Source organism: Micrococcus luteus NCTC 2665, from assembly GCF_000023205.1.
GTDB classification, from domain to species: Bacteria; Actinomycetota; Actinomycetes; order Actinomycetales; family Micrococcaceae; genus Micrococcus; species Micrococcus luteus.
Window position 1 is genome coordinate 441,571 of record NC_012803.1, and the last position, 25,793, is coordinate 467,363.

Genomic DNA, 25,793 nt, shown 5'->3' on the forward strand with positions numbered 1-25,793 from the left:
GCCCGCACACGGAAGGAGAGGGTGAGCCGCATGGAGCAGGAGGGCACCCAGGAGCCGGCGCGGTTCGACCCCCGCATCGCGGAGCCCCCGGCCGTCCCCACGCTCATCCCCGTGCTGCGCCGGGCCGGCGCCGAGGATGCCGCCGCTGCCGGCGACCTCGCGCTCGACCCGGAGGGCCCCGGCGTGCTCGACCTCGACCCGGCGGAGTCGGCCCACCCGGCCGCGGTCGCCGTCGAGCCGACCGAACCGCTGCCGTCCGTGGTCCGCCCCGCCGCCGCCGATCCGGAGCCGGAGCCGGAGGAGCCGGCAGAGCCGGAGGCGGAGACGCTGCCGGAACCGGCCGCGGACGCGCCCCTGACCGAGCCGCCGCTGTCCGAGCAGGTGCCCACCTCCGTCCTGGCCCCCGCGGACGCCGACGGCGCCCTGCCCGCTCCGGACGTGATCCCCGCGCCGGACATCACCGTCCCGGACCCGGTGGTCCCCGTGGGCCCGCCCGAGAAGCGCGGGCGTCGGCGGGGCCGGCGCTCCCGTGAGGTCTTCGTCGAGAACCTGCCGACGCAGGCGCTCGTGCTGGCCGACCGCCTGCACTCCTCGCCGTATGGGCGCCGCATGCGCTCCACGCTGCAGCAGCGTCGCGCGGAGGCGCAGGCCCTCGAGGCCCGCACCACCCTGGACTTCGCCCTCAAGCTGGGCGAGACCATGTTCAGCTTCGGGGCGGCCTCGCTGGACGTGGAGACCTCGATCATCGTGGCCACGCAGGCCTACGGGATCCTCGAGACCGAGGTGGACCTGACCAACCAGTCCATCTCCCTGAACTACGCGCCCGACTCCTCACGCGGCGAGGCCCCGTTCACCCTCCAGCGGGTGGTCCGCTCGTCTTCGGTGAACTTCGAGGGGCTCGTGGCCGTCCACCGGCTCGTCGAGGAGATCGCCGCGGGCAAGGTGGACCGGGCCGAGGCCCAGCGCCGGCTCGTGGAGATCCGGCATCAGCCGAAGCCGTTCCCCGCCGTCTTCGAGATCCTCTTCTCCGGCGTGTTCGTGGCCTGCTTCGTGCCATTCATCGGGGGGACCTGGACGGGCGCGGCCCTGGGCATGGTCTCCACCTGGCTGGTCTTCTGGCTCAAGCTCCAGGCGGACAAGGCGCGCTTCCCGGAGATCTTCTCCACCATGTTCGGGGCGATCACGGCCACGGTGATCGCGCTGATGGCCTACGCCCTCGACCTGCCGGTCAACCCGGCGCTGGTGATCGCCGGCGGCATCATGATGCTCCTGCCCACGGCGAGGTTCGTCACCGCGGTGCAGGACGCCATCCACGGCTTCCCGGTGACCGCCGCGGGCCGCTTCCTCTCCGCGCTGCTCGTGTTCGCCGGGGTGATGGCCGGGATCATGATCGCCGTGGGCATCGGGGATCTCGTGGGATTCGAACAGCTGGACCTGGCCGAGGCGGGGACGCTGAGCTATCCGCCGCTGCTGCTGCTGGGCCTCGTGATGGCCGCGGGCATGGCGGACGCGGTGGTGGAGCAGTCGCGGTGGCCGCAGATCCTGGCCTGCGGTCTCGTGTCCGGGGCCGGCTTCGGCGCGTACCTGGCCGCGCAGCAGGTCGGGGTCAGCGACCGGCTGGTGCCCGCGGTCGCCGCGGTGGCGGTCGGGTTCCTCGGCCGCCTGGTGGCCCAGCGGCTCGCGGCCCCGGCGCTCGTGATCGTCCTACCGTCCATGCTGTTCCTGCTTCCCGGCCTCACCATGTTCCGGTCCGTCTACGGGTTCACCGTGGAGACCGGGGCCACGCTGCTGGGCGTCGAGGGACTGTTCAACGCCGCGGTCATCGTCGTGGCGATCGCGGCCGGCGTCGCCTTCGGCAACACCCTGGCCAAGCCGATCACCGACCGGATGGGCACGCTGCTGCCCACCGAGTTCGTGATGCATCAGCGCGGCTGACCGGCGGCCCGGCTCAGTCGGGCAGGCGCCAGTCCACCGGGGCCGCGCCGGCCGCCTCGAGGAGCCGGTTCACCCGGCTGAACGGCCGGGAGCCGAAGAACCCGCGGTGGGCGCTCAGGGGCGAGGGATGCGGGGACTCCACGACGCCGGCCCCCGCCGCCGTCAGCAGCGGCGCCATGCGCCGCGCGTCGGCTCCCCACAGCAGCCCCACGAGCGGGGTGCCGCGCGCGCAGAGGGCCCGCACCGCGCCCTCTGTGATCTGCTCCCAGCCGAGGCCGCGGTGGCTGCCGGGTGCGCCGGCCCGCACACTGAGGGCGCGGTTCAGCAGCAGCACGCCCTGGTCCGTCCACGCGGAGAGGTCGCCGTGGGCGGGCGGGGTGATGCCGAGGTCGTCGTGCATCTCCCGGTGGATGTTGGCCAGGGAGCGGGGCAGCGGCCGCACGTGGCGGTCCACCGCGAAGCTCAGGCCGATCGGATGGCCCGGCGTCGGGTAGGGGTCCTGGCCCAGCACGAGGACGCGGACGTCCGCGAACGGCTGGCGGAACGCCCGCAGGATGTGCTCCGGTGCGGGCAGCACCTGCTCTCCGGCCGCCCGGCGGGCCCGCAGCCGCTCGCCGACCTGCTCGAACGCGGCGGCCTGCGGGGCGAGGGCCGCCTCCCAGCCCGGATCCAGGGGCGCGATGAACTCCATGCCCCGAGGGTAGACCGGGTGGGTACAGTGGCCGCCATGTCCCACCCCACGCCCGTCTCGCCCGATCCGGCCCCGGACGAGGGTGCCTGCGCGCGGGCGCGGCGGGACGAGCTGACGGACCTGGAGCGTGCGGTCCTGGACCTGGAGGCCGCCACCTGGCGGTACGGCGGGGCCAAGGGCCACGCCGTCCGAGAGCGTCTGGGGCTGTCTCCGACCGCCTATTATCAGGTGTTGAACGGATTGCTGGACCGTGAGGCCGCCCTGGCCTACCGACCCCTGCTGGTCACGCGGCTGCTGCGCAAGCGCGGCACCCGCAGCCGGGCCCGGAGGGGGCCCGCGGATCCGGCGCCGTCCACGCCCGCTTCCCGCCAGGAGAACTGACCCATGGCCTACCAGCCCGACCGCTTCGACGAGGTCCCCGAGTACACGGACCAGCGCGGCGCGCACCGCGAGTCCTTCGCCGTCGCCGGCGCGACCGCCACGGGCGGGGGTCGCCGCCTGAGCCCGCTGCTCTGGGTGGCCGGCCTCGTCCTGCTCGCCGGCCTGTTCGTGGGCGTCGTCCTGCCGTGGCTCACCGGCGACCGCTCCGAGCCCGTCGCCGCCGAGAGCTCGACGACGGCCCCGGCTGCCGCGCCGTCGACGTCGGCGTCGTCCGAGTCCTCCTCGGCGTCCTCCGCGTCGGCGTCGACTGCATCCGCGACCGAGTCCGCCACCCCGTCCGAGGACGCGGCGGAGGCGTCCCGTTCCGCGGCCGCGGCCGAGTCCGCGCGGGCGGCGCAGGAGGCGGCCGCCGCCGAGGCCGCCGAGTCGTCCCAGGCTGCCGCGTCGTCCCGTGCCGCCGCCGAGGCACAGGCGGCGGAGGCCTCGCGTTCCGCAGCCGCCGCGCAGTCCGCCGAGGCGTCTCGGTCGGCGGCCGCCCAGGCGGCGGAGTCCTCGCGCGCCGCCGCGTCCCGTTCGGCCGCCGAGGCGTCCCGTTCCGCCGCCGCGGCGGAGGCCTCGCGCTCGCAGGCCGCGGCCGCGTCGAGCTCTCGTGCGGCCGCACAGTCCGCGGCCGCGTCGAGCTCTCGTGCGGCCGCACAGTCCGCGGCCGCGTCGAGCTCTCGTGCGGCCGCACAGTCCTCGGCCGTGCGCGGCACCCACGTCACCGTGTACAACGCGACCCGCTCCCAGGGACTCGCCGCCTCCTACGCGCAGCGGCTCAGGAGCGCCGGCTACACCTCGGTGGACGCGAAGAACTGGAGCGGCTACGGCATCCAGTCCTCCACCGTCCTGTACAACGGCTCGGCCAACAAGGCCGCCGCCGAGGCGGTCGGCAAGGAGCTCGGCTTCCCGGTCATGCAGACCCCGAACCTGCAGGTGAACGGCGTCGCGGTGGTCGTCACCGGCTGATCCGCCCGTCGCGCGGCCGTGCCGGCCGCGCACCGCTCACGGCCCCCGGCGGGGCGCCTCCCGAGGCGTGCTGCCGGGGGCCGTCCGCCGTCCGCGGAAGAGCGGGCTCCCGCACCGCGGACCCTTTGCACTCTCCCGGTGCGAGTGCTCATAATGGGGTTAGCACTCCGAAGGCGCGACTGCCAGCCGTACTCCGGTCGGCCCGGCGCCGTGGAGGAGGACCTGTCCACCGGTGAGGCCCCCAGGGGCCGTCCGTCGCGGGCACCGGCGCGGGTCAGCCACCAGCAGTAGGAAGCCGACGTCCAGAAAGGACCTGCACATGGCCAAGACCATCGCATTCGACGAAGAGGCCCGCCGCGGCCTGGAGAAGGGTCTGAACACCCTGGCCGACGCCGTGAAGGTGACCCTCGGCCCCCGCGGCCGCAACGTGGTGCTGGAGAAGAAGTGGGGCGCCCCCACCATCACCAACGACGGCGTCTCCATCGCCAAGGAGATCGAGCTCGAGGACCCGTACGAGAAGATCGGCGCGGAGCTCGTCAAGGAGGTCGCCAAGAAGACCGACGACGTCGCCGGCGACGGCACCACCACCGCCACCGTGCTGGCCCAGGCGCTGGTCCGCGAAGGCCTGCGCAACGTGGCTGCGGGCGCCGACCCGCTGTCCCTGAAGCGCGGCATCGAGAAGGCCGTGGAGGCCGTCACCTCCGAGCTGCTCTCCGCCGCCCGCGAGATCGAGACCAAGGACCAGATCGCGGCCACCGCCTCGATCTCCGCCGCGGACAAGCAGATCGGCTCCCTCATCGCCGAGGCCCTGGACAAGGTCGGCAAGGAGGGCGTCATCACCGTCGAGGAGTCCAACACCTTCGGCCTCGAGCTCGAGCTCACCGAGGGCATGCGCTTCGACAAGGGTTACATCTCCGGTTACTTCGTGACCGACGCGGACCGCCAGGAGGCCGTCCTCGAGGATCCCTACATCCTCATCGTCAACTCGAAGATCTCCTCCGTGAAGGACATGGTGGCGATCCTCGAGAAGGTCATGCAGTCGGGCAAGCCGCTGCTGATCATCGCCGAAGACGTCGAGGGCGAGGCCCTGGCCACCCTCGTGGTCAACAAGATCCGCGGCACCTTCAAGTCCGTGGCCGTGAAGGCCCCGGGCTTCGGTGACCGCCGCAAGGCCATGCTCGCCGACATCGCCATCCTCACCGGCGGCCAGGTCATCTCCTCCGAGGTGGGCCTGTCCCTGGAGAACGCGACCCTCGACCTGCTGGGCACCGCCCGCAAGGTGGTCGTCACCAAGGACGAGACCACCATCGTGGAGGGTGGCGGCGACGCCGAGCAGATCGCCGGCCGCGTGGCCCAGATCCGCTCCGAGATCGAGAACACCGACTCGGACTACGATCGCGAGAAGCTGCAGGAGCGCCTCGCCAAGCTGGCCGGCGGCGTGGCCGTCATCAAGGCCGGCGCGGCCACCGAGGTGGAGCTCAAGGAGCGTAAGCACCGCATCGAGGACGCCGTGCGCAACGCCAAGGCCGCCGTGGAGGAGGGCATCGTCGCCGGCGGCGGCGTGGCCCTGATCCAGGCCGGCGCCAAGGCATTCGGCGGCCTGCAGCTCGAGGGCGACGAGGCCACCGGCGCGAACATCGTGAAGGTCGCCATCGAGGCCCCGCTGAAGCAGATCGCCTTCAACGCCGGCCTGGAGCCCGGCGTCGTGGCGGACAAGGTCAAGACCCTCGACGACGGCCACGGCCTGAACGCCGCCACCGGCGAGTACGAGGACCTGCTGGCCGCCGGCATCAACGACCCGGTGAAGGTGACCCGCTCGGCCCTGCAGAACGCCGCGTCCATCGCGGGCCTGTTCCTGACCACCGAGGCCGTCGTCGCGGACAAGCCCGAGAAGGCCGCCGCCGGCGCCGAGGGCATGGACCCGATGGGCGGCATGGGCGGCATGGGCGGCATGATGTGATCAGCCGCTGAGCCGGCCCGGCCCGTTCGGGCGCCCAGCCAGCGAGGCCCGTCTCCCCGTCCGGGGAGGCGGGCCTCGCCGCGTCCGGGGCCGGCACCGGGGCGCCCCGCTCAGGCCGACAGCGCGGCTCGTTCCGCCGCCAGGTTGCGGCGGGCGGCGGCCTCCCACCGTGCTCGGCCGGGCGCGGTCCGATACAGCGGCCCGGCGTCCAGCAGGGCGTCCAGCACCGCGCCGCGACCGCGGGCCCAGTCCGCGTCGCACACGTGCGCGTAGTCCCGCCGCACCGCGGCCACGTAGCGGGCGTAGGCCTCGGGGGAGCGGCCGAGGACCTCGAGGTCCGCGTCCGAGAGCACCGCCCCGGCCGCGTCGTGCGGGGCGGGGTCGTGGGCGGCGGTGAGCAGCACGAGGCGTGCCACCTCGTCGACGACGTCGGCCGGCACGGCCAGCCGCGGATCGGTGAGCACGTCCCGGGCCAGGGCGGCCGAGTCCGCCTCGTCCTGGCCGGCGGGCGCGGTGGGGTCCCCGGCGTAGACGGCGTCGTGGAACCACGCGGCCAGGCGGACCGCACGCGGATCCGGCCCGGTCTCCGCCCCCGCCCGCTCGAGCAGGTCCACGGACTCGAGCACCGCGAGCAGGTGGGCCGGGTCGTGGTAGTGCCGATGCGGCTCCGCCCAGCGGGCCAGCAGGTCGCGTCCCGCCGTCGTCACCGCATCCGGGCTCGCCGCCGTGCCCTCGAACAGCCGCGCCCAGCGCCGGGCGAGGACGACGTCCCGCTTCTCGGCGCGGCTCCGGGCGGGCACGCGCAGCCCCGAGGCGGCGAGCCGACGCACCAGCTCCCGTCCGGTGACGGGCACCGCCCCGCGGGCCACGAGCTCGGCACGTCGGTGCGCGGGCACGTCGTAGTGGTCCCGGTCGAAGGCCCGCTCCGAGAGCCCTGCTGCCCGCGCGAACGCGTGGAGCTCCTCGAGGGAGGCGTCGGAGACGAGGTGGGAGAACACGGTGCCGTGGGCGGGCCACGCGGGCGGGTCGATCAGGACGGTCATGCCTCCACTCTAGGAAGCACGGACCGGGGCGCGGCCGGCCGGCCGCGCCCCGGTCCGTTCCGGGCGCTCAGAACCGGAACATCGCGGCGTTGGCGGTCTCCGCGTCCTGGTACTGGGTGGCGGCGGCGTCCATCGCGCGGCGGATGCCCGCCAGGGACTCCTCCACGCGCTGCTGGGTGGCGCGCCACTCGGTGAGCACGCCCTGGAAGTTCGCGGCCGCCTGGCCGCGCCAGGTGTCCTGCAGCTGGCGCAGGTTGGCCTCCATGGTGCTCACCTCCGCCTGGAGGCGTCCGATGGAGCCCTCCACCGCCCCGCTCTTGGCCCGCAGGTCCTCGACGTCGATCTGCACGATGCTCATGTGACTGTCCCCTCTGACGAGTGCTGATGGGCGGCGGGTGCCGCCGGGCACCACGCTAGGGACGGGCGTCCCGCTCCGCCGCCGGGTCGTCCTCGCCTGGGGACGGGGGGTCGGCCTGAGGCGCCTGTGCAGGAGCAGACGCCCGACGGCGGCGCTCGGCCGAGGCGCGACGGAACCGCTCCGCCGCACGCAGCAGGCGGCTGCTCCGGGCGGCGTCCGCGGCGCTGGCGCCGGCGCCCGACGGCGCGGCCAGGGCGAGGGGGCCGGTGGGCGGACCGGCCGCGTCGTCGTCGGTGTCCCGTGCGGGCAGGCGCTCGTCCTCGACGTCCTCGTCCGCCTCGTCCTCGAACGGTGCCCACGGCAGGTGGACGGAGAAGGTGGCGCCGCCGCCCTCGGTCTCCAGCAGTCGGACGGAGCCGCCGTGCTGGGCCACGATCGCCGCGACGATGGCCAGGCCGAGCCCCGTGCCGCCCGTCTCGCGGTGCCGGGAGGTGTCCGCGCGGTAGAACCGCTCGAAGATGCGGGCACGGTCCTCCTCGGACACGCCCGCCCCGTGGTCACGGATCTCGATCACGGAGCTGCGGCCCGCACCGTCCGCCCCCGCCTGGCCGCCGAGGTGGTCGACGGTGCCGACCGCGATCTCGATGGGGGTGCCGGCGGGGGTGTAGCGCAGGGCGTTGGTCATGAGGTTCACGACCACCTGGCGCATCCGGTTCTCGTCGCCGAGGATGGGCGCCGGGGCCGCCCGGTCGTCGTCGGGGCCCACGAGGGTGACCTTGCGGTCCGGGGCGTTCACGGACGCGTCCATCAGGGAGTCCATCGCGAGGATGAGCAGGTCCACCGGGGCGTGCTCGAGGGGGCGCTGCTCGTCGAGACGGGCCAGGGTGAGCAGGTCCTCCACGAGGCGGGTCATGCGGGTGGCCTCGGACTCGATGCGCTGCATGGCGGCGGCGACGTCCTCCTCCTCGCGCAGCCCGCCGTGCCGGTACAGCTCGGAGAACCCGCGGATGGTGACCAGGGGCGTGCGCAGCTCGTGGGAGGCGTCCTGCACGAAGCGGCGCATCTTGTCCTCGGAGATCTCCTTGTCCCGGAACGCGGACTCGATGTGCGCGAGCATCGCGTTGAGAGAGCGGGAGAGCCGGCCCACCTCGGTGTCGGGCGCCGCGCTCTCCACGCGCTGGCTCAGGTCGCCGGCGGCGATCTTGGCGGCGGTGCGCTCCACGCGGTTCAGGGTGCGGAACGCGCGCTGGACCGCCAGGTTGGCCACGATCACGGTGCCCGCCGTCGCGAGCAGGCCGATGGTCACGACGATCGAGGTGACGCGCTCGACGGAGGAGGTCACGCTCTGCAGGGGAAGGGCCACGGCCATGGTGCCGTCGCCGCTGCTGAGCCCGTACAGCTGCACGCGCCAGCCGCTCGAGTCCGGCTGTGTGCCGGGCACCTCGAAGGAGGCGGAGCCGCGCTCCAGGGCCTCGGCCGGGGTGATGTCCGGCAGGGCCGGCTCGTCCGCACCCGGCATCACCGGGGTCTGGACGACCCGCGCGCCCTCGTTGTCCCACACGACGCCGTAGAAGCGCAGGATGGGCAGCTGCGGCATGTAGTACTCGCCGGTCTGGGCGACGTTGGCCAGGTACATCGAGACGGTGTCCCGGTTGGCGGCCATGTCCTCGTCCAGCTGGCGCACCGCCTCCTGGCGGAACAGCACCGCGGTCGCCACGGCGGTGACGGCGACCAGGGCCAGCATGAGCGCCGCGATCATCACGACCAGCTTGGTGCGCAGGGACTGCCCCTGCCACGTGCCCCTCAGCCAGGCGCGCGGATGGCGGACGTGGGCCGCCGCGGCGTCGAGCCGCGCACGCACGTCAGCGCTTGTCCGCGGTGCGGAGCATGTAGCCGACGCCGCGCTTGGTGTGGATCATCTTCTCGTGGCCGCCGACGTCGATCTTGCGGCGCAGGTAGGAGATGTAGGACTCGACGATCGAGGCGTCCCCGTTGAAGTCGTACTCCCACACGTGGTCCAGGATCTGGGCCTTCGAGAGCACCCGGTTCGGGTTCATCATGAGGTAGCGCAGCAGCTTGAACTCGGTGGGGGAGAGCTCCACGACCTCGCCGCCGCGGCGGACCTCGTGCGCGTCGTCGTCGAGCTCGAGATCGTCCACGCGCAGCACCGCCGCGTCGTCGTCGTCGAGGGAGGCAGTGCGGCGCAGCACGGCGCGGATGCGGGCGACCACCTCGTCGAGGGAGAACGGCTTGGTCACGTAGTCGTCGCCGCCGACCGTCAGGCCGGTGATCTTGTCCTCGGTGCCGTCCCGCGCGGTGAGGAACACGACGGGGAAGTGACGGCCGGCGGAGCGCAGGCGGCGGGTCACGGTGAAGCCGTCCATGTCCGGGAGCATCACGTCCAGCACGGCCAGGTCCGGCTGGAACTCCTCGGCGGCGTCCAGGGCCTCCCGGCCGTTGGCCGCGGCCGTGACCTCGAAGCCGGCGTAGCGCAGGGATGTGGAGAGCAGCTCGCGGATGTTGGGCTCGTCGTCCACCACCAGGAGGCGTGCTTCGGGGTTCTGAGGCTGCATGGGGCCCAGTCAACCGCTCTGACCTGGGAACACCCTGAAAGGGTGCTGGATGTCGCGGGGCGTCGTCGGCCCGGCGGCTCAGGGGCGCGAGCGTCGGACGGCACCCAGCACGACGTGCAGCAGCATCAGGCCGAAGCCGACGGGCAGGCCGAACAGCGCGAGCGCGAACAGCGCCGGGGACGCCGGCCACGCCAGGAAGTACGCGACCAGCAGGACCACCAGGGCCAGAGCGGACACCGCCGTCACGGCCACGCCCAGCACCAGGACGACGCCACGACCGCCCCGGTGATCGGCGGGGTCGGCGGCGGGCGCGGAGGCGGGGAGGGTGGAGGTCCGAGGCATGCCTGCCACTCTAGTCGGGCTATCCTGGGAGGTCATTGACGACCACGTCCTCCGCCGTACCCTCCGGGCGCACGGCCAGGCTGGTCCCACCGATGCCGCGGCGCACCGCCACGCCGGTGCCGGACCCCGCCGACCCGAGACGAGAGCACGGCCGCCCCTGCGGCGCCGGCCCGACGCGGAGGACCCACATGACGAGGAGCAGGTGACGCACATGCCCACCGGACGCATCAAGTTCTACGACTCGACCAAGGGCTTCGGGTTCGCCCAGACGGACGAGGGCGAGGAGGTCCACGTGCCCGCCTCGGCCCTGCCGGCCGGGGTGACCGAGCTGCGCGGAGGCACCCGCGTGGAGTTCGGCGTGGCCGAGGGCCGCCGCGGCAAGCAGGCGCTCTCGCTGCGCGTGCTCGACGCCGCGCCCTCGGTGGTCCGCAACCACCGGCCGGGCGCCACCGAGATGGCCGTCCTCATGGAGGACCTCATCACGTGGCTGGACCAGGCCTCCAACGGCCTGCGCCGCGGCCGCTACCCCCAGCGCGCCCAGGCGCAGAAGATGGCGCAGGTGCTGCGCCGTGTCGCCGACGACCTGGAGGCCTGAGCCATGACCACCCACGAGGACGCCCCGCGCGTCGACCACCGGAGCCCCGACGCCGAGCCCACGCCCGCCGAGGAGAGGACGGCCGTGCCGCCCGCGCGTCGCCGGGCCCCGCGCCGCGACGAGCTGCTCGCCGCCGCCGTGGACGCCGCCCGCGCGGGGCTGGATGGGCTGGCCGCCCCGGACGAGGTGGGGGAGCACGTGGACGTGCTCGTGGACGACGACCGCCTCCTGACCCACCGCTTCGCATGCCGCCTGCCCGGCTACGCGGGCTGGCTCTGGTACGTGACGATCGCCCGTGCCCCGCGTGCCAAGCAGGTCACCGTGTGCGAGACCGGCCTCATGGCGGGGGAGGGCTCGCTCGTGGCACCCCCGTGGGTGCCGTACGCCGAGCGCGTGAACGAGGAGGAGCGCGAGCGGCTGAAGGCCGTGGCCGAGGGCCGCGTGCCCGGCGCCCCGGCGCCCGAGGCCGAGGGGGACGGGACGCTCGGGGCCGCGGCCCTCGGCTGACCCGGCTCAGGCCAGGCGCTCGACCACGTGGTCGATGCAGCGCAGCAGTGCCGCGACGTCCTCGGGCTCGATCGCGGCGAAGGTCGCGATCCGCAGCTGGTTCCGGCCGAGCTTGCGGTAGGGCTCCACGTCCACCACGCCGTTGGCGCGCAGGACCTGGGCGACCGCCGCCGCGTCGACGTCGTCGGAGAAGTCGACGGTGCAGATCACGGCGGAGCGGTCCTCGGGCCGGGCCACAAAGGGTGTGGCGAAGGACGACGCCTCGGCCCACGCGTACACGCGCGAGGAGGAGTCGGCGGTGCGGGCGGTCATCGCGTCCAGCCCGCCCTGGCCGTTCATCCAGCGCAGCTGCGCGTCCAGCATGACGAGTGTGGCCAGCGCGGGCGTGTTGTAGGTCTGGTCCTTGAGGGAGTTGTCCACGGCCGTGGCGAGGTCCAGGAACGCCGGGATCCAGCGGCCGGACTCCTTGATCTCCGTGACCCGCGCCAGGGCCCGAGGGGAGAACAGCGCGAGCCACAGGCCGCCGTCGGACGCGAAGTTCTTCTGCGGCGCGAAGTAGTACACGTCCGCCTCGGACACGTCCACCGGCAGGCCGCCCGCGGCCGAGGTGGCGTCGACGACGACCAGGGCGTCCTCGTCGATGCCCGCGGGGCGGACGACGGGCGCCATGACGCCGGTGGAGGTCTCGTTGTGCGGCCACGCGTACACGTCGACCCCGGCCACGGCCTCCGGCTCGGGGCGGGTGCCCGGCTCGGAGGTGCGGATGTCCGACGGCGCCAGGAACGGCGCCTGGTCGGTGGCCTTGGCGAACTTCGAGCCGAACTCGCCGAAGCTCAGATGCTGGGCGCGCTCGCGGACCAGGCTGAAGGCGGCCGCGTCCCAGAACGCGGTGGAGCCGCCGACGCCGAGGATCACCTCGTAGCCCTCCGGCGCCGAGAACAGCTCGGCGACGCCGGACCGGACGCTCGCCACCAGGTCCTTGACCGGCTTCTGGCGGTGCGAGGTGCCGAGCAGCCCGGCCGCGTCCTGGAGCGCGCTCAGCTGCTCGGGGCGGACCTTGGACGGGCCGGCGCCGAAGCGGCCGTCGGCCGGCAGCAGGTCCTGGGGGATGGTGATCTCGGCGGGGGAGGTCATGCGTGCTCCTGACGCTTCGGGGTCGCGGGTCGCGCCCATTCTCCCGCGCCCGGGACCGCTTGCCGTCCACGTGACTCACGCCTCGCTAGGATGTCCGGGACGAAGAGCCCGAGGGAAGAGGACGCGCCATGACGGATCTGATCGACACCACCGAGATGTACCTGCGCACGATCCTCGAGCTCGAGGAGGAGGGCATCCCCCCGCTGCGCGCCCGCATCGTCGAGCGACTGGAGCACTCCGGACCCACCGTCTCCCAGACCGTGGCCCGCATGGAGCGGGACGGGCTGGTGCACGTGGGCACGGACCGTCGGCTGGAGCTGACCGTGGCGGGCCGTGAGCGGGCCGTGTCCGTGCTGCGCAAGCACCGCCTGGCCGAGCGCCTGCTCGCGGACGTGATCGGCCTCGAGTGGGAACTCGTCCACGAGGAGGCCTGCCGCTGGGAGCACGTGATGAGCGACCAGGTGGAGCGCCGCCTGCTCACGCTGCTGGAGAACCCCACCGAGACCCCCTACGGCACCCCGATCCCGCCCCGGCCCGAGCAGGCCTCCGCCGAGGACTGGAGCCGCGACATGGGCCTGGCGGGCACCCGGCTCTCCGAGGAGGCCGCCACCGCCGGCCGGTTCCGCGTCCGCGGGCTGGCCGAGGGCGTGCAGACCGATCCCGAGCTGCTGGCCCAGCTGGCCCGCGCCGGCGTGACCCCTGGCCGCGTGGTGCGTGCCGAGGCCGCCCGCGACGCCGGGTACATCCGGGTCGAGGGCGAGGCGGAGGACGGCGCGGCCGCGGACGGCGGGGCCCTCGAGCTGGCCGCGACCACGGCCGCGCACGTGTGGGTCGAGCGCCTCGACGGCTGAAACGCGGCGCGCCGCCATCGTGCGTGACGGGGGCGTGATGGCCCGGTGACGGGCCGGTGAACCTCTTCCGCCGCCGCAGGCGACACGCGGCGTGCCGCGGCGCCTGCGCCTAGCGTGGGGACACGACGCCCCCTGTGTCCCCACGCTCTCGAGGCCCCCGATGCGCACACTCGTCCTCAACGCCGGCTATGAACCCCTCTCGGTCGTCTCCGACCGCCGGGCACTGCTGCTCGTGGCCACCGGCAAGGCGAGCGTGCTCGAGGACGCCGGGGACCCGATGCGCAGTCCCACCCGCGCGTGGGGTCGGCCCCTCGTGATCCTGCTGCACCAGTACATCCGGGTGCCCCACACGGATGCGACCCCGGTCTCCCGCAAGGGCGTGCTGCGCCGGGACGGACACCGCTGCGCCTACTGCGGCGCCCCCGCCACCACCGTGGACCACGTGCGGCCGCGCTCGCGGGGCGGTGAGAACACGTGGGAGAACCTCGTGGCCTGCTGCCTGCGCTGCAACGGGGCGAAGGCGGACCGCTCGCTCGAGGCCCTGGGCTGGCGGCTGCGGGTGGAGCCGGTGCGCCCGCGCGGGGCCCAGTGGCGGATCCGCGAGCTGGAGCGGCCCGCCGAGGCGTGGCGGGGCTACCTGCGCCTGGCGGCCTGATGCCGGAAGCGGAATCGCGCCCGCCCGTGCCCGGCGGTTCCTAGACTCTCGAACGGTCGAGAGAGCGGAGGGGCCCATGAGCATGGAGTCGGCGGCACGGATGTCCATGATGCGGATGACCCGCGGGCAGTCCGACGCCCAGCAGAGGCTCGCCCGCGGCACGGTGCGCCGGACCATCGCGTTCGCGGGCCGGTACCGCACCCGCCTGATCGTGTTCGTCGCGGCGTCCATCGTGGGCGCGGTGCTCGGCGTGGCCTCGCCCGTGTTGGCCGGCGACGTCGTCAACGCGATCACCGGTGGCGCGGACCGCGGGCTCGTGGTGCGGCTGGCCCTGCTGATCGCCCTCGTGGCCGTGCTCGACGCGGCGCTGTCCGTGTTCACCAAGTGGCTCTCCGCCGGGCTGGGGGAACGCGTCATCTACGACCTGCGCACCGCCGTGTTCGACCACGTACAGCGCATGCCGGTGGCGTTCTTCCAGCGCACCCGCACCGGCGCGCTCGTCTCGCGCCTGAACAACGACGTGATCGGGGCGCAGTCGGCGATCTCGCGGACGCTCTCCGGCGTCGTCGCGAACGTGGTGTCCGTGGCGCTGACCCTGGGGGTGATGGTGGCCACCAGCTGGCAGGTCACCGTCCTGTCCCTCGTGATGCTGCCGCTGTTCCTGGTGCCGGCCCGGGCGGTCGGCTCGAAGCTGGCGGGCCTGTCCCGCGAACGGGCCGGGCACAACGCGGCCATGGGCGACCAGATGACCGAGCGGTTCTCCGCTCCCGGCGCCACGCTCATCAAGCTCTTCGGCCGCCCCGCCGCCGAGTCCGCCGAGTTCGCCCGCCGTGCCGACCGCGTGCGCGCCACCGGCGTGGACATCTCCGTGCGCCAGGCGGTCTTCACCACGCTGCTCACCCTGGTCTCCGCGCTCGCGCTCGCGGCCGTGTACGGCGTGGGCGGGCTCCAGGCGATCGCGGGCACCCTCGACGCCGGCGACGTCGTCACCCTCGCCCTCCTGCTGACCCGCCTCTACGCGCCCCTGACCGCGCTGGCGAACGCCCGCGTGGAGATCATGAGCGCGCTCGTGAGCTTCGAGCGCGTGTTCGAGGTCCTGGACCTGGAGCCGCTCATCACGGAGCCCGCGCGGCCCGCGGCCCTGCCGGAGGGGCCCCTGTCCGTGCGGCTGCGGGACGTGCGCTTCGCCTACCCCACCGCGGAGCAGGTGTCCCTGGCCTCCCTCGAGGAGGTCGCGGTGCTGGACTCACGCGGCGGCGAGGAGGTGCTGCACGGGATCGACGTGGCCGTGCCCGCCGGGGCCACCGTGGCCCTCGTGGGCTCCTCGGGTGCGGGCAAGTCCACCATCGCCTCGCTCGTCACGCGCCTGCACGACGTCACCTCCGGCGCCGTCGAGATCGGCGGCGTGGACGTGCGGGACCTCGCGTTCGCGGACCTGCAGCGGGCCGTGGGCATGGTGACCCAGGACGGCCACCTCTTCCACGAGACCGTGCGTGCCAACCTGACGCTCGCCCGCCCCGACGCGACGGACGAGCAGCTGTGGGACGCCGTGGAGCGCGCCCGCCTGCGCCCCGTGGTCGAGGCGCTGCCGGACGGGCTGGACACCGTGGTCGGCGAGCGCGGCTACCGCCTCTCCGGCGGCGAGCGGCAGCGCATGACGATCGCGCGGCTGCTGCTGGCGGCCCCGCGCGTCGTGGTGCTGGACGAGGCGACCGCGGCGCTGGACTCCACCAATGAACGCGCCATCCAGGAGGCGCTGGGGGAGGCGCTGGCCGGGCGGACCGCGATCGTGATCGCGCACCGGCTCTCCACCGTCCGCAGTGCGGACGAGATCCTCGTGGTCGAGGCCGGGCGGATCGTGGAGCGCGGCACGCACACCGCTCTGCTCGCGGCGGACGGACGGTACGCGGAGCTCTACACCACGCAGTTCGCCGACGCGGAGTGAGGGGCGGGCAGTTTCACGGGACGTTCAGAATGTCCGAATGTTCATGAAAACTGAATGTTCAGGATAGATGAACATCGCGCTATAGTGGTCACATGAAGTGGCGGACGCCCGGGCCGGCGGAGTTGGCCCCGTACATCAGGGCACTGGACTCGATAGGAGCGGACAGCGACCCGCCCGGCGAGGCCGCCCTCCTGCCGGACGGAAGCCGGCGGAAGCTGGCGCTGTGGGGTGATGTCGACGCCGTGGACCCGCGAGCCGAGGCGGTCGGACTGCTGGAGGAGCTCGATCGCCTGGACGGCGCCCAGGATTTCCTGGTCCTGGTGCCGACGGTGGACGCCGCCCTCGGTCACCGCCTGCGTGAGCGGGGCGTCGCCTATCTGGACTCCCATGGCAATGCCCGCATCCATGCATCGGGACTCCACGTCCACGTCGAAGGCCGCCGGTCGAGTCCGGCGAGGCGTCGGCCACGACGCGGCGGAGGGACCCCCGGCGCCCGCTCCGGTGCACTGAGCACGCCCGCCGGCCTGCGGGTGGTGTTCGCACTGTTGGAGGTCCCTGACCTGCGGCGCTCCACGGTCCGCGACATCGCGGGGGCCGCCCTGGTCTCCATAGGAACCGCTCAACAGGTCCTCCGCGTGATGCGGGACGAGGAGTATCTCCGGGACACAGCCGTACCGGCGCGCTCGCTGGGGCGCAGAGGAGACCTGGTCAGGCTGTGGGCCATCGGCTACCGGGAGCGGTTGGTGCGTACCCTGGAATCCCGGTTCATGACGGCGCCGGGCGCCGTGGCCGACCTCGTGGAGACCTTGCGCGGCGACGTGGGAGTGACGATGGCAGGCGACGCACTGGCCCCGGTGATCAGGAACGGGACCGGAGTGGTGGTCTTCGGAGAGCCGCCGTGGGGCGCCGCCATCCGGGCCGGCCGACTGCGTGCCGCGGTGGAGCAGACTGAGGTCGTGTTGCGACAGCGGTTCTGGGACGAGACCGCCCTGCGACTCGGACCACTGGCGCCTCCGCTCCTGGTGGGGGCCGAGCTGCTCTGCACTTCCGACCCGCGGCTGCGCGAGGCCGGGGAGCAGATGGTCGCCGATGAGGCGCGCCGTGACTGACCCCTCGGGGACATCCTCCCGCAGCTCCGCTCCGTCTCGAATCGGCTTCAGTCCGAACTGATGGTGATAGGGGCCCACGCGCGCGACGCCGTCCTGGTGGAGCTGGGGTCGTCCGCCGGGAAGGAGACTCAGGACGTCGACGTCGTCGTCGAACTTCCCCACGGGGTCTCATATCAGGAGGTGGTCAGGGCCCTCGGGCCCCCGGTCAACGACAAGGGGTTCACCTTCGAGATCGAGGGAGTCCCGGTCGATGTGCTACCGAGGATCGAACGACTCGACGAGGCCGCCACGTTCTCGCCGGGTCGGGGCATCGTGCTCGACGTCCGCGGGCAGTCCGAGGCGTATCAGTCGGCGCGCCGGGTCGAGATCGAGCCAGGACTCTGCGTGCGGCTGCCGACGGTGGAGGGCCTGCTGCTCCTCAAGATCATCGTGTGGAACATCCGACAGACGCAGACCGTGAAGGATGCTCGAGACCTGAGCATGCTCTTGGCCGCCATCGCGGGGGCGCGCCTCCGAGACGAGGAGGTCTGGGATGCCTCCCTCCTGGCGCAGACCGACCACGACGCGGAGGCCGCGGCATGGCTGCTCACCGGCGAGCAGGCCCGCTCTGACGCTCCCGAGGCCTCGGCCGTGTGCGCTGAGATCATCGCGACGTCGGGCAGTGCTCTTCTTCGGGACATGGGCCTGACCGACACCTTCGGGATGTACGCACTCAGACTCGCGGCGCTCCGGCGCGGTCTCATGGGATCCTGACGGTGCCCCAGGCCGGAATCGAACCGACGGCCTACCCTTTAGGAGAGGGTCGCTCTATCCAACTGAGCTACTGGGGCGCGGACCGCGCGCCGAGCGCGCCGGTCCGGTGAGCGAGTCTAGCCGAGGCGTTCAGGCCCGCGGCGCGGCAGGACGACGACGGCGCCGCCCGGCCCACAGCATCACGGCCACCGCCAGCGCGATCAGCGCCAGCAGCACCCAGCGGGTGAACGTCAGCGCGGCGGCCAGCTCGGCGCCCGCACCGCCGGCGGCGATGGCCTGCTCGATGGCGATGTTCTCCGCGATGTCCACCACGGCGAACAGGACGCCCACGCCGAGGGCCGCCCACTTGGCGGCCACGGGCCGCAGCCGCCAGGCGCCCACGGCGGCGAGGGTGAGGGCCACGGCCACCGGGAAGATCACGCCGGCCGTCTTGTGCACCCAGTTGAGCTGGCCGCGCGCGTCCTCGTCCATGGCCTCGGAGAGCGCGCGGACGTGGTCCTGACCGTAGAAGAGCATCGAGTCCGGCATGGCCAGGCCGCCCGAGAGCTGGGTCATCTGCTGGAGGACCAGCAGGTGCAGGTACGCGCCCACGAGCAGGGTGGTCACGATCAGCGCGCTCACCGGGATCGCCGGGCTGCCCTCCTGCTGACCGGCGGTCGCCAGGTCCTCGCGGACGTTCACGTCCCGCAGGGTGGGACGGGCGCGCTCCGCGCCGGCCTCCGGGCGGGCGGCGGACGAGCCGGCGCGCGCGGCGGGCTGCGACGCGCGGGGACGGGACTTGCGGGACTTCTGGGACACGGGGCACCTCCGCCGACCATCATCCCAGACGGCGTGGATGGCTCAGTCCGCGCGCCGGCAGCGGGCCGTCGTCGTGCCCCCGCCCGCTGTCCCGTCCGGGACCCCGCCTAGACTGGATCCGCCATGGCTGACCTCTTCTCCGCGCTCGGACGCTCGCCCCTGAACCCCTCCCGGACCCGCCGCGACGCGGACCCGGAGACCGCCCTGCCCGGGCTCGTGCCCCCGGCCGTCACCCGCGCCGCGGCGGACCCGGAGGCGGGCGCGCGGGGGTGGGGCGACGACGCCGCCGGGGCCGCCGTGGCCCACACCCCGGACTCCCTGGTCGAGGGGCTGAACCCGCAGCAGTCGGCCGCCGTGACCCACACGGGCGCCCCGCTGCTGATCGTGGCCGGCGCCGGCTCGGGCAAGACGCGCGTGCTGACCCACCGGATCGCCTGGCTGCTGGCCACGGGCCGGGCGCGCCCGCACGAGATCCTCGCCATCACCTTCACGAACAAGGCGGCGGCGGAGATGCGCGAGCGCGTGGCCGGGCTGATCGGCCCCACCGCCCAGCGCATGTGGATCTCCACGTTCCACTCCTCGGCCGTGCGCCTGCTGCGCAACGAGGCGGCGAACATCGGGCTGAAGTCCACGTTCACCATCTACGACTCGGCGGACAGCCTGCGCCTGGTCACCACCGTCGCCAAGCAGCACGAGCTGGACCCGAAGCGCTTCGCGCCCAAGGCCCTGCTGAACCGCATCAGCTCCCTGAAGAACGAGCTCGTGGAGGCGGACGACTACGCCGCCACCGTGGCCGAGGGGGACCCGTGGGGCCGCGCCGTCGCCGCCGTCTACCGGGACTACACGGCCCGCCTGCGCCAGGCCAACGCCCTGGACTTCGACGACCTGATCGGCATGACGGTCCACATGTTCGAGGCGTTCCCGCGCGTGCTGGACAACTACCGCCGCCGGTTCCGCCACGTCCTCGTGGACGAGTACCAGGACACCAACCACGCCCAGTACCGCCTGATCCGGCTCCTCGCCGGCCCGGCGGGCGACCCCGAGGGCGTGGAGACCCCCGGCGGCGAGCTGACCGTCGTCGGCGACTCGGACCAGTCCATCTACGCGTTCCGCGGCGCGGACATCCGCAACATCGTCGAGTTCGAGCAGGACTTCACGGACGCCGTCACCATCAAGCTCGAGCAGAACTACCGCTCCACGCAGACCATCCTGGACGCCGCCAACGCGGTGATCGAGCGCAACCCGGACCGCCGCCCCAAGCGCCTGTGGACGGCCGAGGGGGAGGGCCCGGCGATCGTCGGCTACGCCGCGGAGAACGAGTCCGCCGAGGCCGAGTGGATCGCCGCCACCATCGACCGGCTGCAGGACGAGGACGGGATCCGCCCGTCCGACGTCGCCGTGTTCTACCGGACCAACGCGCAGTCCCGCGCCCTCGAGGAGCGCCTCGTCACCCGCGGGATCCCGTACCGCGTGATCGGCGGCACCCGGTTCTACGACCGCAAGGAGATCAAGGACGCGCTCGCGTACCTGCGGGTGATCGTGAACCCGGACGACGACGTGAACGTGCGCCGCATCCTCAACGAGCCCAAGCGCGGCATCGGGGACCGGGCCGAGGGCGCGGTGGCGGCGTGGGCGCAGCGGAACCGCTCCACGTTCTCCGCCGCCCTGCGCGACGCGGAGCACGCCCCCGGCTTGGCCGCCCGCTCGCTCAAGGCCGTCAACGGGTTCGTGCAGATGATGGACGACCTGGCCCAGGTGGCCGAGACCGCCGGCCCCGCCACCGTGCTCGAGGCCGTGCTGGAGCAGTCCGGCATGCTCGCCGCGCTGCGCGAGTCCGAGGACCTGCAGGACGAGTCCCGCGCGGACAACCTCGGCGAGCTCGTGGCCGTGGTGCGCTCCTTCGAGAAGACCACGCCGGACGGCACGCTCTCGGACTTCCTGGAGCAGGTCGCGCTGGTGGCGGACGCGGACCAGCTGCCCACCGCCCCGGACGTCGAGGGCGAGGCGCTCGCGGAGGCCCAGGGCCAGGTCACGCTCATGACGCTGCACACCGCCAAGGGCCTGGAGTTCCCCGTGGTGTTCCTCACGGGCATGGAGCACGGTGTGTTCCCGCACGCCCGGTCCATGACGGACGAGAAGGAGCTCGCCGAGGAGCGCCGCCTGGCGTACGTGGGGCTGACCCGCGCCCGCCGTCGCCTGTTCCTCACGCGCGCCGAGGCGCGCTCGCTGTGGGGCCAGCACCAGTTCAACCCGCCCAGCCAGTTCCTCGGCGAGATCCCGGAGGCGCTCATCGACTGGGAGCGCGAGGGCACCACGCGCTCGGCCGGCTCGCTGAGCCTCACCGGCGCCGGCACCTCGCGGTACGCGGGCCGGTTCGGCGGCGGGCGACCGGCCTGGCGGTCCCGGGACGACGACGACGGCGCGCGGCCCCAGCGCCTCACCCGCGGGGACGAGCCGGCGGACCTGACGGTGCCCTCCGCCGTGGTGCGGGGGAAGGCGCCGAGCCGGGTGCAGCCGCAGAAGGAGATCGTGGCGCTCAGCCCGGGCGACCGCGTCTCCCACGCGACCTTCGGCGAGGGGCGCGTGGACGCCGTCGCGGGCGCCGGGGACAAGACCGTCGCGACCGTCACCTTCGACGCCACCGGGGCGCAGAAGCGGCTGCTGCTGCGCTACGCGCCGCTGACGAAGGTCGAGGGCTGACAGGACCGGCCTGCCGACCCCCCCGGTCTCTCCGGGGTGTGGACTAGAGTGAGCCGTGGAACGCCGCCGTCCGCCGCCCTGCTGTGCCTCCGTGCCCGGCCTGGCCACGGAGGGGGCGTCGACGTCGGCCGTGCCCGCGGGCGAGGCCGGCAGACCCTGTCTTCGACCAAGAAGGACACACCACCGTGGACCTGTATGAGTACCAGGCGCGCGATCTGTTCGAGGCGCACGGCGTCCCCGTGCTGGCCGGCATCGTTGCGCAGACCCCGGACGAGGCCAAGGCGGCCGCGGAGAAGATCGGCGGCGTCACCGTCGTCAAGGCGCAGGTGAAGGTCGGCGGCCGTGGCAAGGCCGGCGGCGTGAAGGTCGCCAAGACGGCCGACGAGGCCTACGAGCACGCCAAGGCCATCCTGGGGATGGACATCAAGGGCCACACCGTGCACCAGGTCATGATCGCCCAGGGCGCCGACATCGCCGAGGAGTACTACTTCTCCGTGCTGCTGGACCGCGCCAACCGCACCTACCTGGCCATGTGCTCGGTCGAGGGCGGCATGGAGATCGAGCAGCTCGCCGAGGAGCGCCCCGAGGCCCTCGCCAAGGTGCCCGTCTCCGCGCTGACCGGCATCGACGCCGAGACCGCCCAGAAGATCGTCGCCGAGGCGGGCTTCCCCGAGGAGCTGCGCGCCGACGTCGCCGAGGTCATCCAGAAGCTCTGGGAGGTCTTCGAGAAGGAGGACGCCACCCTCGTCGAGGTGAACCCCCTGGTGAAGACCGGCGACGGCAAGATCCTCGCCCTGGACGGCAAGGTCTCCCTCGACGACAACGCGGAGTTCCGCCAGGAGGGCCACGCCGCCCTCGTCGACGAGCGCACCGAGGACCCGCTGGAGGCCAAGGCCAAGGCCAACGACCTCAACTACGTGAAGCTGGACGGCCAGGTCGGCGTGATCGGCAACGGCGCCGGCCTCGTGATGTCCACCCTCGACGTCGTCGCGTACGCCGGCGAGAAGCACGGCGGCGTGAAGCCCGCCAACTTCCTGGACATCGGCGGCGGCGCCAACGCCGAGGTCATGGCCAACGGCCTCGACGTCATCCTGGGCGACGAGCAGGTCAAGTCCGTGTTCGTGAACGTCTTCGGCGGCATCACCGCGTGCGACGCCGTCGCGAACGGCATCGTCAAGGCCCTCGAGATCCTGGGCGACGCCGCCACCAAGCCGCTGGTCGTGCGTCTGGACGGCAACGCCGTGGAGGAGGGCCGCCGCATCCTGCAGGAGGCGAACCACCCGCTCGTCACCCTGGCCGCCACCATGGACGAGGGCGCCGACAAGGCCGCCGAGCTCGCCCACACCGCGAACTGACCGTTCGGAAAGACTGAGGAAACAGCTATGTCGATCTACCTGAACAAGGACTCCAAGGTCATCGTCCAGGGCATCACCGGCGGTGAGGGCACCAAGCACACCCGCCTCATGCTCAAGGCCGGCACGAACATCGTGGGCGGCGTGAACGCCCGCAAGGCCGGCACCACCGTGTCCCATGAGGACAAGGACGGCAACGCCGTCGAGCTGCCCGTCTTCGGCACCGTCAAGGAGGCCATGGAGAAGACCGGTGCGGACGTGTCCGTGGCCTTCGTGCCGCCGGCCTTCGCCAAGGACGCCGCCATCGAGGCCATCGAGGCCGAGATCCCGCTGCTCGTGGTCATCACCGAGGGCATCCCGGTGCAGGACACCGCCAAGTTCTTCGCCCTGTCCCAGTCCAAGACCGGCGAGGACGGCAAGCCGAAGACCCGCATCATCGGCCCGAACTGCCCCGGCGTCATCACCCCGGGCGAGGCCCTGGCGGGCATCACCCCGGCCACCATCACCGGCTCCGGCCCCATCGGCCTGGTCTCCAAGTCCGGCACGCTGACCTACCAGATGATGTACGAGCTGCGTGACTTCGGCTTCTCCACCGCCATCGGCATCGGCGGCGACCCGATCATCGGCACCACCCACATCGACGCCCTCGAGGCGTTCGAGGCCGACCCGGACACCCAGGCCATCGTGATGATCGGTGAGATCGGCGGCGACGCCGAGGAGCGTGCGGCCGAGTTCATCAAGGCCAACGTCACCAAGCCGGTCGTCGGCTACGTGGCCGGCTTCACCGCCCCAGAGGGCAAGACCATGGGCCACGCCGGCGCCATCGTCTCGGGCTCCGCGGGCACCGCGCAGGCCAAGAAGGAGGCCCTTGAGGCCGCGGGCGTGAAGGTCGGCAAGACCCCGTCCGAGACCGCCCAGCTGATGCGGGAGATCCTGCAGGCCCAGGCCTGATCCCGCGGTGCGGGGCGCCGATGCCGGTGCTCCGCACCGGCAGGCGGAGGCACCGCGGCCCCTGTCCCTCGTCGTGAGGGGCAGGGGCCGCGTGCCGTGCGGGGCAGAGCAGGCGGCGGACGTCGCTCAGCCCACGTTCGCCCCGAAGAGCAGGCCGAGCACGTACGTCACGGCGGCGGCGCCGTAGCCGATCGCGAGCTGGCGCAGGCCCCGGGCCAGCGGTGAGGAGCCGGACAGCAGCCCGACCACGCCGCCGGTGAACAGCAGGGCCGCGCCCACCATCGCCGCCGCCAGGCCCAGGGCCCACGGCCCGGACATGCCGAAGATGTACGGCAGGATCGGGATGAGCGCGCCGGAGGCGAAGAACGCGAAGCTGGACAGGGACGCGCTCCACGCCGAGCCGATCTCCGCGAAGGAGTCCGAGTGGTCCACGGGCCCCTGGGAGCCGTCGGGGCGGGCGGAGAACTTCGGGTTGCAGTCGCACGTGAGATAGCCGAGGCGCTCGAGCGCGCGGTGCTCGGCGTCCTCGGGCGTCATGCCGCGGGCCAGGTAGACGAGCGTGAGCTCGTTGTGGTCCAGGTCGAGGTGCTGGGCCGCCTCGAGGGTGATCTGGGTGGGGGAGGAGGCCTCGAGCAGCTCCCGCTGGGACCGCACCGAGACGTACTCGCCGGCCGCCATGGACAGCGCGCCCGCCAGCAGGCCGGCCACGCCCGTGAACAGCACGACGGACGGCGCCACGCCCGTCGCGCCGATGCCCATCACGAGCGCCAGGTTGGAGACCAGCCCGTCGTTCATGCCGAAGACCGCGGCGCGGAAGTTGCCGGCCAGCTGCTCGCGACCCCGGGCGGCGAGGCCGCGCACGACCTCCTCGTGGATGGCCTCATCCGCCACCATGCCCTCGGGGGCGTCCTGGTCCTCCGCGTAGGGAGTGTCCGACTCGGCGCGCTGGGCCAGGGCCAGCACGAACACGGAGCCGAAGATCCGCGCGAGCCAGCGCAGCAGGATGCGGTGTAGGGAGGGGCGCGGCGGGTTCTCGGCGTGCCCACCCAGGAGGGCCCGCCAGTGCTGTTCGTGGCGGCGCTCGGCCTCGGCGAGGCCGAGCAGGATGTCGCGCTCCACGCCGTCCTTGCGGGCGGCGATGTCGCGGTAGATCTGACCCTCGGCGATCTCGTCGGCGAGGTAGCGGCGCCAGCGTCGGACCTGTTCGCGGGTCGGCTCGGGGCGTGCCGCAGGAGTGGCGGTGTGGGCGGGGCTCATGGGGCTCCATCGGATGGGCGGGCGGAGACGGGCGGCGCCGTCGCGGACCGCGTCGGCCGGGCGCGCTCGACCGGCCAGTCTACGCCGCCGTTACCATGGCCGCATGGACGCAGCGGAGACCCCCGAAGGCCCCGAGGCCACCGCGCACGACGGCGGCCGGCCGGCCTGGCAGCACCGCCTCCTGGCGGGCGGGGTGGAGCCGGACCCCCGGTTCACGCTCGCCAACGAGCGCACGTTCCTGGCCTGGGTCCGGACGGCGCTGGCGCTGCTGGCCGGCGGGGTCGCGGTGGAGGCGTTCACCGGCGACCTCTTCGCGCCGCCGGTCCGGGTGGTGCTGAGCACGGTGCTGCTCGTCCTGGCGGCGCTGCTCGCCCTGGGCGCGGGTGCGCGCTGGCTCCGGGTGGAGCGGGCGATGCGCCGCGGCCGTCCGCTGCCGCTGCCGCTGATCGTCCCGGTCCTGGCGGGGGGCGTCGTGCTGGCCGTCGTGGTGCTGATGCTCGCCGTCGTCCTGCCGCGGGGCTGAGGCGATGCGTCTGCATCACGACCCGGGGCTGCAGCCCGAGCGCACCGTGATGAGCTGGGGCCGCACGGTCCTGGCGCTGAGCGTCCTCAGCCTCACGTTCCTGAGGTGGTGGCCGGCCGTCGGCGCCTGGGCGTTCGGGCCTGCGGTGGTGGCGGCCGTCGGCGGGGCGGCCGTGCTGGCCACGCAGCGCCGGCGCTACGTGGCGCAGGCGGACGGGATCACGCGGGAGCAGGCCCGGCCGGCGCTGGCGTCGGTGGCCTGCATGGTCGCGCTGGTGGTGGGCCTGGCGGCCCTCGGGATCACCGCCACGCTGCTGCACGCGGCCTGAGCCGCGGACGACGACGGCGCCCCTCACCTGCGCGGGCAGGTGAG

Annotated in this window: 25 protein-coding genes and 1 tRNA gene; 16 read left to right on the forward strand and 10 right to left on the reverse strand. The window is 73.4% G+C overall.

Annotation, left to right across the window (positions count from 1 at the left end):
• Positions 1-30 precede the first annotated feature (30 nt).
• Positions 31-1,935, forward strand: coding sequence for a threonine/serine exporter family protein (locus MLUT_RS13575; protein WP_010079426.1), 1,905 nt, complete (start codon positions 31-33; stop codon positions 1,933-1,935).
• A 13-nt stretch (positions 1,936-1,948) separates the two neighbouring features.
• On the opposite strand, the gene MLUT_RS13580 is transcribed toward MLUT_RS13575, so the two are convergent.
• Entirely contained in the window at positions 1,949-2,626 is a 678-nt protein-coding gene (locus tag MLUT_RS13580; protein ID WP_010079425.1) for a uracil-DNA glycosylase, read from the reverse strand.
• A 36-nt stretch (positions 2,627-2,662) separates the two neighbouring features.
• Here MLUT_RS13580 and MLUT_RS13585 point away from each other — a divergent pair, with 36 nt between their 5' ends.
• From MLUT_RS13585 to groL, 3 genes are all read left to right on the forward strand, one after another.
• Positions 2,663-3,007: a DUF3263 domain-containing protein gene (locus tag MLUT_RS13585; protein WP_111763573.1), complete on the forward strand. Its 345-nt coding sequence runs from the start codon at positions 2,663-2,665 to the stop codon at positions 3,005-3,007.
• A gap of 3 nt (positions 3,008-3,010) precedes the next feature.
• A complete protein-coding gene (locus tag MLUT_RS13590; protein WP_012750748.1) occupies positions 3,011-4,015 on the forward strand; it encodes a LytR C-terminal domain-containing protein in 1,005 nt (334 codons plus the stop codon).
• 319 nt (positions 4,016-4,334) lie between these two features.
• Entirely contained in the window at positions 4,335-5,975 is a 1,641-nt protein-coding gene (gene groL, locus MLUT_RS13595) for a chaperonin GroEL (protein ID WP_010079421.1), read from the forward strand.
• A gap of 110 nt (positions 5,976-6,085) precedes the next feature.
• On the opposite strand, the gene MLUT_RS13600 is transcribed toward groL, so the two are convergent.
• The 5 genes from MLUT_RS13600 to MLUT_RS13620 all read right to left on the reverse strand — a co-directional run bounded on the left by MLUT_RS13600 (position 6,086) and on the right by MLUT_RS13620 (position 10,291).
• A complete protein-coding gene (locus MLUT_RS13600) occupies positions 6,086-7,018 on the reverse strand; it encodes a DUF4031 domain-containing protein (RefSeq protein ID WP_010079420.1) in 933 nt (310 codons plus the stop codon).
• A gap of 67 nt (positions 7,019-7,085) precedes the next feature.
• Entirely contained in the window at positions 7,086-7,376 is a 291-nt protein-coding gene (locus tag MLUT_RS13605; protein WP_010079419.1) for a WXG100 family type VII secretion target, read from the reverse strand.
• 55 nt (positions 7,377-7,431) lie between these two features.
• Positions 7,432-9,237, reverse strand: a complete 1,806-nt coding sequence (locus MLUT_RS13610; RefSeq protein ID WP_010079418.1) for a sensor histidine kinase — start codon at positions 9,235-9,237, stop codon at positions 7,432-7,434.
• Between the two features lies 1 nt (position 9,238).
• The gene (locus tag MLUT_RS13615; protein ID WP_010079417.1) at positions 9,239-9,949 is read right to left on the reverse strand and encodes a response regulator transcription factor; all 711 of its coding nucleotides are present in this window, start codon (positions 9,947-9,949) and stop codon (positions 9,239-9,241) included.
• A gap of 78 nt (positions 9,950-10,027) precedes the next feature.
• Positions 10,028-10,291 (reverse strand): hypothetical protein, encoded by a 264-nt coding sequence (locus MLUT_RS13620; protein WP_010079416.1) that lies wholly within the window; start codon positions 10,289-10,291, stop codon positions 10,028-10,030.
• Positions 10,292-10,502: 211 nt separating this feature from the next.
• Between MLUT_RS13620 and MLUT_RS13630 the strand changes: the two genes are divergently transcribed.
• Together MLUT_RS13630 and MLUT_RS13635 are read left to right on the forward strand one after the other, a co-directional pair.
• Positions 10,503-10,886, forward strand: coding sequence for a cold-shock protein (locus tag MLUT_RS13630; protein ID WP_010079414.1), 384 nt, complete (start codon positions 10,503-10,505; stop codon positions 10,884-10,886).
• Positions 10,887-10,889: 3 nt separating this feature from the next.
• The gene (locus tag MLUT_RS13635; protein ID WP_010079413.1) at positions 10,890-11,393 is read left to right on the forward strand and encodes a DUF3027 domain-containing protein; all 504 of its coding nucleotides are present in this window, start codon (positions 10,890-10,892) and stop codon (positions 11,391-11,393) included.
• 6 nt (positions 11,394-11,399) lie between these two features.
• Here MLUT_RS13635 and serC read toward each other — a convergent pair whose 3' ends face one another.
• Positions 11,400-12,527 carry a phosphoserine transaminase gene (gene serC, locus MLUT_RS13640; RefSeq protein ID WP_010079412.1) on the reverse strand — a complete coding sequence of 376 codons (1,128 nt, stop codon included), beginning with the start codon at positions 12,525-12,527 and terminating at the stop codon, positions 11,400-11,402.
• Positions 12,528-12,655: 128 nt separating this feature from the next.
• Here serC and MLUT_RS13645 point away from each other — a divergent pair, with 128 nt between their 5' ends.
• The 5 genes from MLUT_RS13645 to MLUT_RS13665 all read left to right on the forward strand — a co-directional run bounded on the left by MLUT_RS13645 (position 12,656) and on the right by MLUT_RS13665 (position 17,840).
• Positions 12,656-13,378 carry a metal-dependent transcriptional regulator gene (locus tag MLUT_RS13645; protein WP_010079411.1) on the forward strand — a complete coding sequence of 241 codons (723 nt, stop codon included), beginning with the start codon at positions 12,656-12,658 and terminating at the stop codon, positions 13,376-13,378.
• A 160-nt stretch (positions 13,379-13,538) separates the two neighbouring features.
• Complete coding sequence (locus MLUT_RS13650) at positions 13,539-14,033, forward strand: HNH endonuclease (protein ID WP_010079410.1); 495 nt, start codon at positions 13,539-13,541, stop codon at positions 14,031-14,033.
• A gap of 76 nt (positions 14,034-14,109) precedes the next feature.
• Complete coding sequence (locus tag MLUT_RS13655; RefSeq protein WP_029248255.1) at positions 14,110-15,978, forward strand: ABC transporter ATP-binding protein; 1,869 nt, start codon at positions 14,110-14,112, stop codon at positions 15,976-15,978.
• A gap of 92 nt (positions 15,979-16,070) precedes the next feature.
• Positions 16,071-17,087 (forward strand): type IV toxin-antitoxin system AbiEi family antitoxin, encoded by a 1,017-nt coding sequence (locus MLUT_RS13660; protein WP_010079408.1) that lies wholly within the window; start codon positions 16,071-16,073, stop codon positions 17,085-17,087.
• Between the two features lie 60 nt (positions 17,088-17,147).
• Positions 17,148-17,840 (forward strand): hypothetical protein, encoded by a 693-nt coding sequence (locus tag MLUT_RS13665; protein WP_010079407.1) that lies wholly within the window; start codon positions 17,148-17,150, stop codon positions 17,838-17,840.
• A gap of 3 nt (positions 17,841-17,843) precedes the next feature.
• Here the strand turns inward: MLUT_RS13665 and MLUT_RS13670 are convergent.
• Both MLUT_RS13670 and MLUT_RS13675 read right to left on the reverse strand, forming a co-directional pair.
• Positions 17,844-17,917, reverse strand: a tRNA-Arg gene (locus MLUT_RS13670).
• A gap of 52 nt (positions 17,918-17,969) precedes the next feature.
• Positions 17,970-18,638 (reverse strand): hypothetical protein, encoded by a 669-nt coding sequence (locus MLUT_RS13675; protein ID WP_010079406.1) that lies wholly within the window; start codon positions 18,636-18,638, stop codon positions 17,970-17,972.
• 123 nt (positions 18,639-18,761) lie between these two features.
• On the opposite strand from MLUT_RS13675, the gene pcrA reads away from it, so the two are divergent.
• From pcrA to sucD, 3 genes are all read left to right on the forward strand, one after another.
• Complete coding sequence (gene pcrA / locus MLUT_RS13680; RefSeq protein WP_010079405.1) at positions 18,762-21,338, forward strand: DNA helicase PcrA; 2,577 nt, start codon at positions 18,762-18,764, stop codon at positions 21,336-21,338.
• 185 nt (positions 21,339-21,523) lie between these two features.
• Positions 21,524-22,693: an ADP-forming succinate--CoA ligase subunit beta gene (sucC, locus tag MLUT_RS13685; protein WP_010079404.1), complete on the forward strand. Its 1,170-nt coding sequence runs from the start codon at positions 21,524-21,526 to the stop codon at positions 22,691-22,693.
• Positions 22,694-22,720: 27 nt separating this feature from the next.
• Positions 22,721-23,641, forward strand: coding sequence for a succinate--CoA ligase subunit alpha (gene sucD / locus MLUT_RS13690; protein ID WP_012750749.1), 921 nt, complete (start codon positions 22,721-22,723; stop codon positions 23,639-23,641).
• Positions 23,642-23,767: 126 nt separating this feature from the next.
• Here sucD and MLUT_RS13695 read toward each other — a convergent pair whose 3' ends face one another.
• Entirely contained in the window at positions 23,768-24,898 is a 1,131-nt protein-coding gene (locus tag MLUT_RS13695; protein ID WP_012750750.1) for a VIT1/CCC1 transporter family protein, read from the reverse strand.
• A 103-nt stretch (positions 24,899-25,001) separates the two neighbouring features.
• Here MLUT_RS13695 and MLUT_RS13700 point away from each other — a divergent pair, with 103 nt between their 5' ends.
• Together MLUT_RS13700 and MLUT_RS13705 are read left to right on the forward strand one after the other, a co-directional pair.
• Positions 25,002-25,421: a YidH family protein gene (locus MLUT_RS13700; RefSeq protein ID WP_010079399.1), complete on the forward strand. Its 420-nt coding sequence runs from the start codon at positions 25,002-25,004 to the stop codon at positions 25,419-25,421.
• A 4-nt stretch (positions 25,422-25,425) separates the two neighbouring features.
• A complete protein-coding gene (locus MLUT_RS13705; protein ID WP_010079398.1) occupies positions 25,426-25,749 on the forward strand; it encodes a DUF202 domain-containing protein in 324 nt (107 codons plus the stop codon).
• The last annotated feature ends 44 nt before the right edge of the window (positions 25,750-25,793 follow it).

Coding starts and splice junctions, on each gene's coding strand:
- MLUT_RS13575 (WP_010079426.1), top strand. CDS start 31: ATGGAGCAGGAGGGCACCCAGGAGCCGGCGCGGTTCGACCCCCGCATC.
- MLUT_RS13585 (WP_111763573.1), top strand. CDS start 2,663: ATGTCCCACCCCACGCCCGTCTCGCCCGATCCGGCCCCGGACGAGGGT.
- MLUT_RS13605 (WP_010079419.1), bottom strand. CDS start 7,376: ATGAGCATCGTGCAGATCGACGTCGAGGACCTGCGGGCCAAGAGCGGG.
- MLUT_RS13615 (WP_010079417.1), bottom strand. CDS start 9,949: ATGCAGCCTCAGAACCCCGAAGCACGCCTCCTGGTGGTGGACGACGAG.
- MLUT_RS13695 (WP_012750750.1), bottom strand. CDS start 24,898: ATGAGCCCCGCCCACACCGCCACTCCTGCGGCACGCCCCGAGCCGACC.
- MLUT_RS13650 (WP_010079410.1), top strand. CDS start 13,539: ATGCGCACACTCGTCCTCAACGCCGGCTATGAACCCCTCTCGGTCGTC.
- MLUT_RS13655 (WP_029248255.1), top strand. CDS start 14,110: ATGAGCATGGAGTCGGCGGCACGGATGTCCATGATGCGGATGACCCGC.
- MLUT_RS13630 (WP_010079414.1), top strand. CDS start 10,503: ATGCCCACCGGACGCATCAAGTTCTACGACTCGACCAAGGGCTTCGGG.
- sucD (WP_012750749.1), top strand. CDS start 22,721: ATGTCGATCTACCTGAACAAGGACTCCAAGGTCATCGTCCAGGGCATC.
- MLUT_RS13590 (WP_012750748.1), top strand. CDS start 3,011: ATGGCCTACCAGCCCGACCGCTTCGACGAGGTCCCCGAGTACACGGAC.
- MLUT_RS13660 (WP_010079408.1), top strand. CDS start 16,071: ATGAAGTGGCGGACGCCCGGGCCGGCGGAGTTGGCCCCGTACATCAGG.
- MLUT_RS13705 (WP_010079398.1), top strand. CDS start 25,426: ATGCGTCTGCATCACGACCCGGGGCTGCAGCCCGAGCGCACCGTGATG.
- MLUT_RS13600 (WP_010079420.1), bottom strand. CDS start 7,018: ATGACCGTCCTGATCGACCCGCCCGCGTGGCCCGCCCACGGCACCGTG.
- serC (WP_010079412.1), bottom strand. CDS start 12,527: ATGACCTCCCCCGCCGAGATCACCATCCCCCAGGACCTGCTGCCGGCC.
- MLUT_RS13665 (WP_010079407.1), top strand. CDS start 17,148: ATGGTGATAGGGGCCCACGCGCGCGACGCCGTCCTGGTGGAGCTGGGG.
- MLUT_RS13580 (WP_010079425.1), bottom strand. CDS start 2,626: ATGGAGTTCATCGCGCCCCTGGATCCGGGCTGGGAGGCGGCCCTCGCC.
- MLUT_RS13620 (WP_010079416.1), bottom strand. CDS start 10,291: ATGCCTCGGACCTCCACCCTCCCCGCCTCCGCGCCCGCCGCCGACCCC.
- pcrA (WP_010079405.1), top strand. CDS start 18,762: ATGGCTGACCTCTTCTCCGCGCTCGGACGCTCGCCCCTGAACCCCTCC.
- groL (WP_010079421.1), top strand. CDS start 4,335: ATGGCCAAGACCATCGCATTCGACGAAGAGGCCCGCCGCGGCCTGGAG.
- MLUT_RS13700 (WP_010079399.1), top strand. CDS start 25,002: ATGGACGCAGCGGAGACCCCCGAAGGCCCCGAGGCCACCGCGCACGAC.
- MLUT_RS13635 (WP_010079413.1), top strand. CDS start 10,890: ATGACCACCCACGAGGACGCCCCGCGCGTCGACCACCGGAGCCCCGAC.
- MLUT_RS13645 (WP_010079411.1), top strand. CDS start 12,656: ATGACGGATCTGATCGACACCACCGAGATGTACCTGCGCACGATCCTC.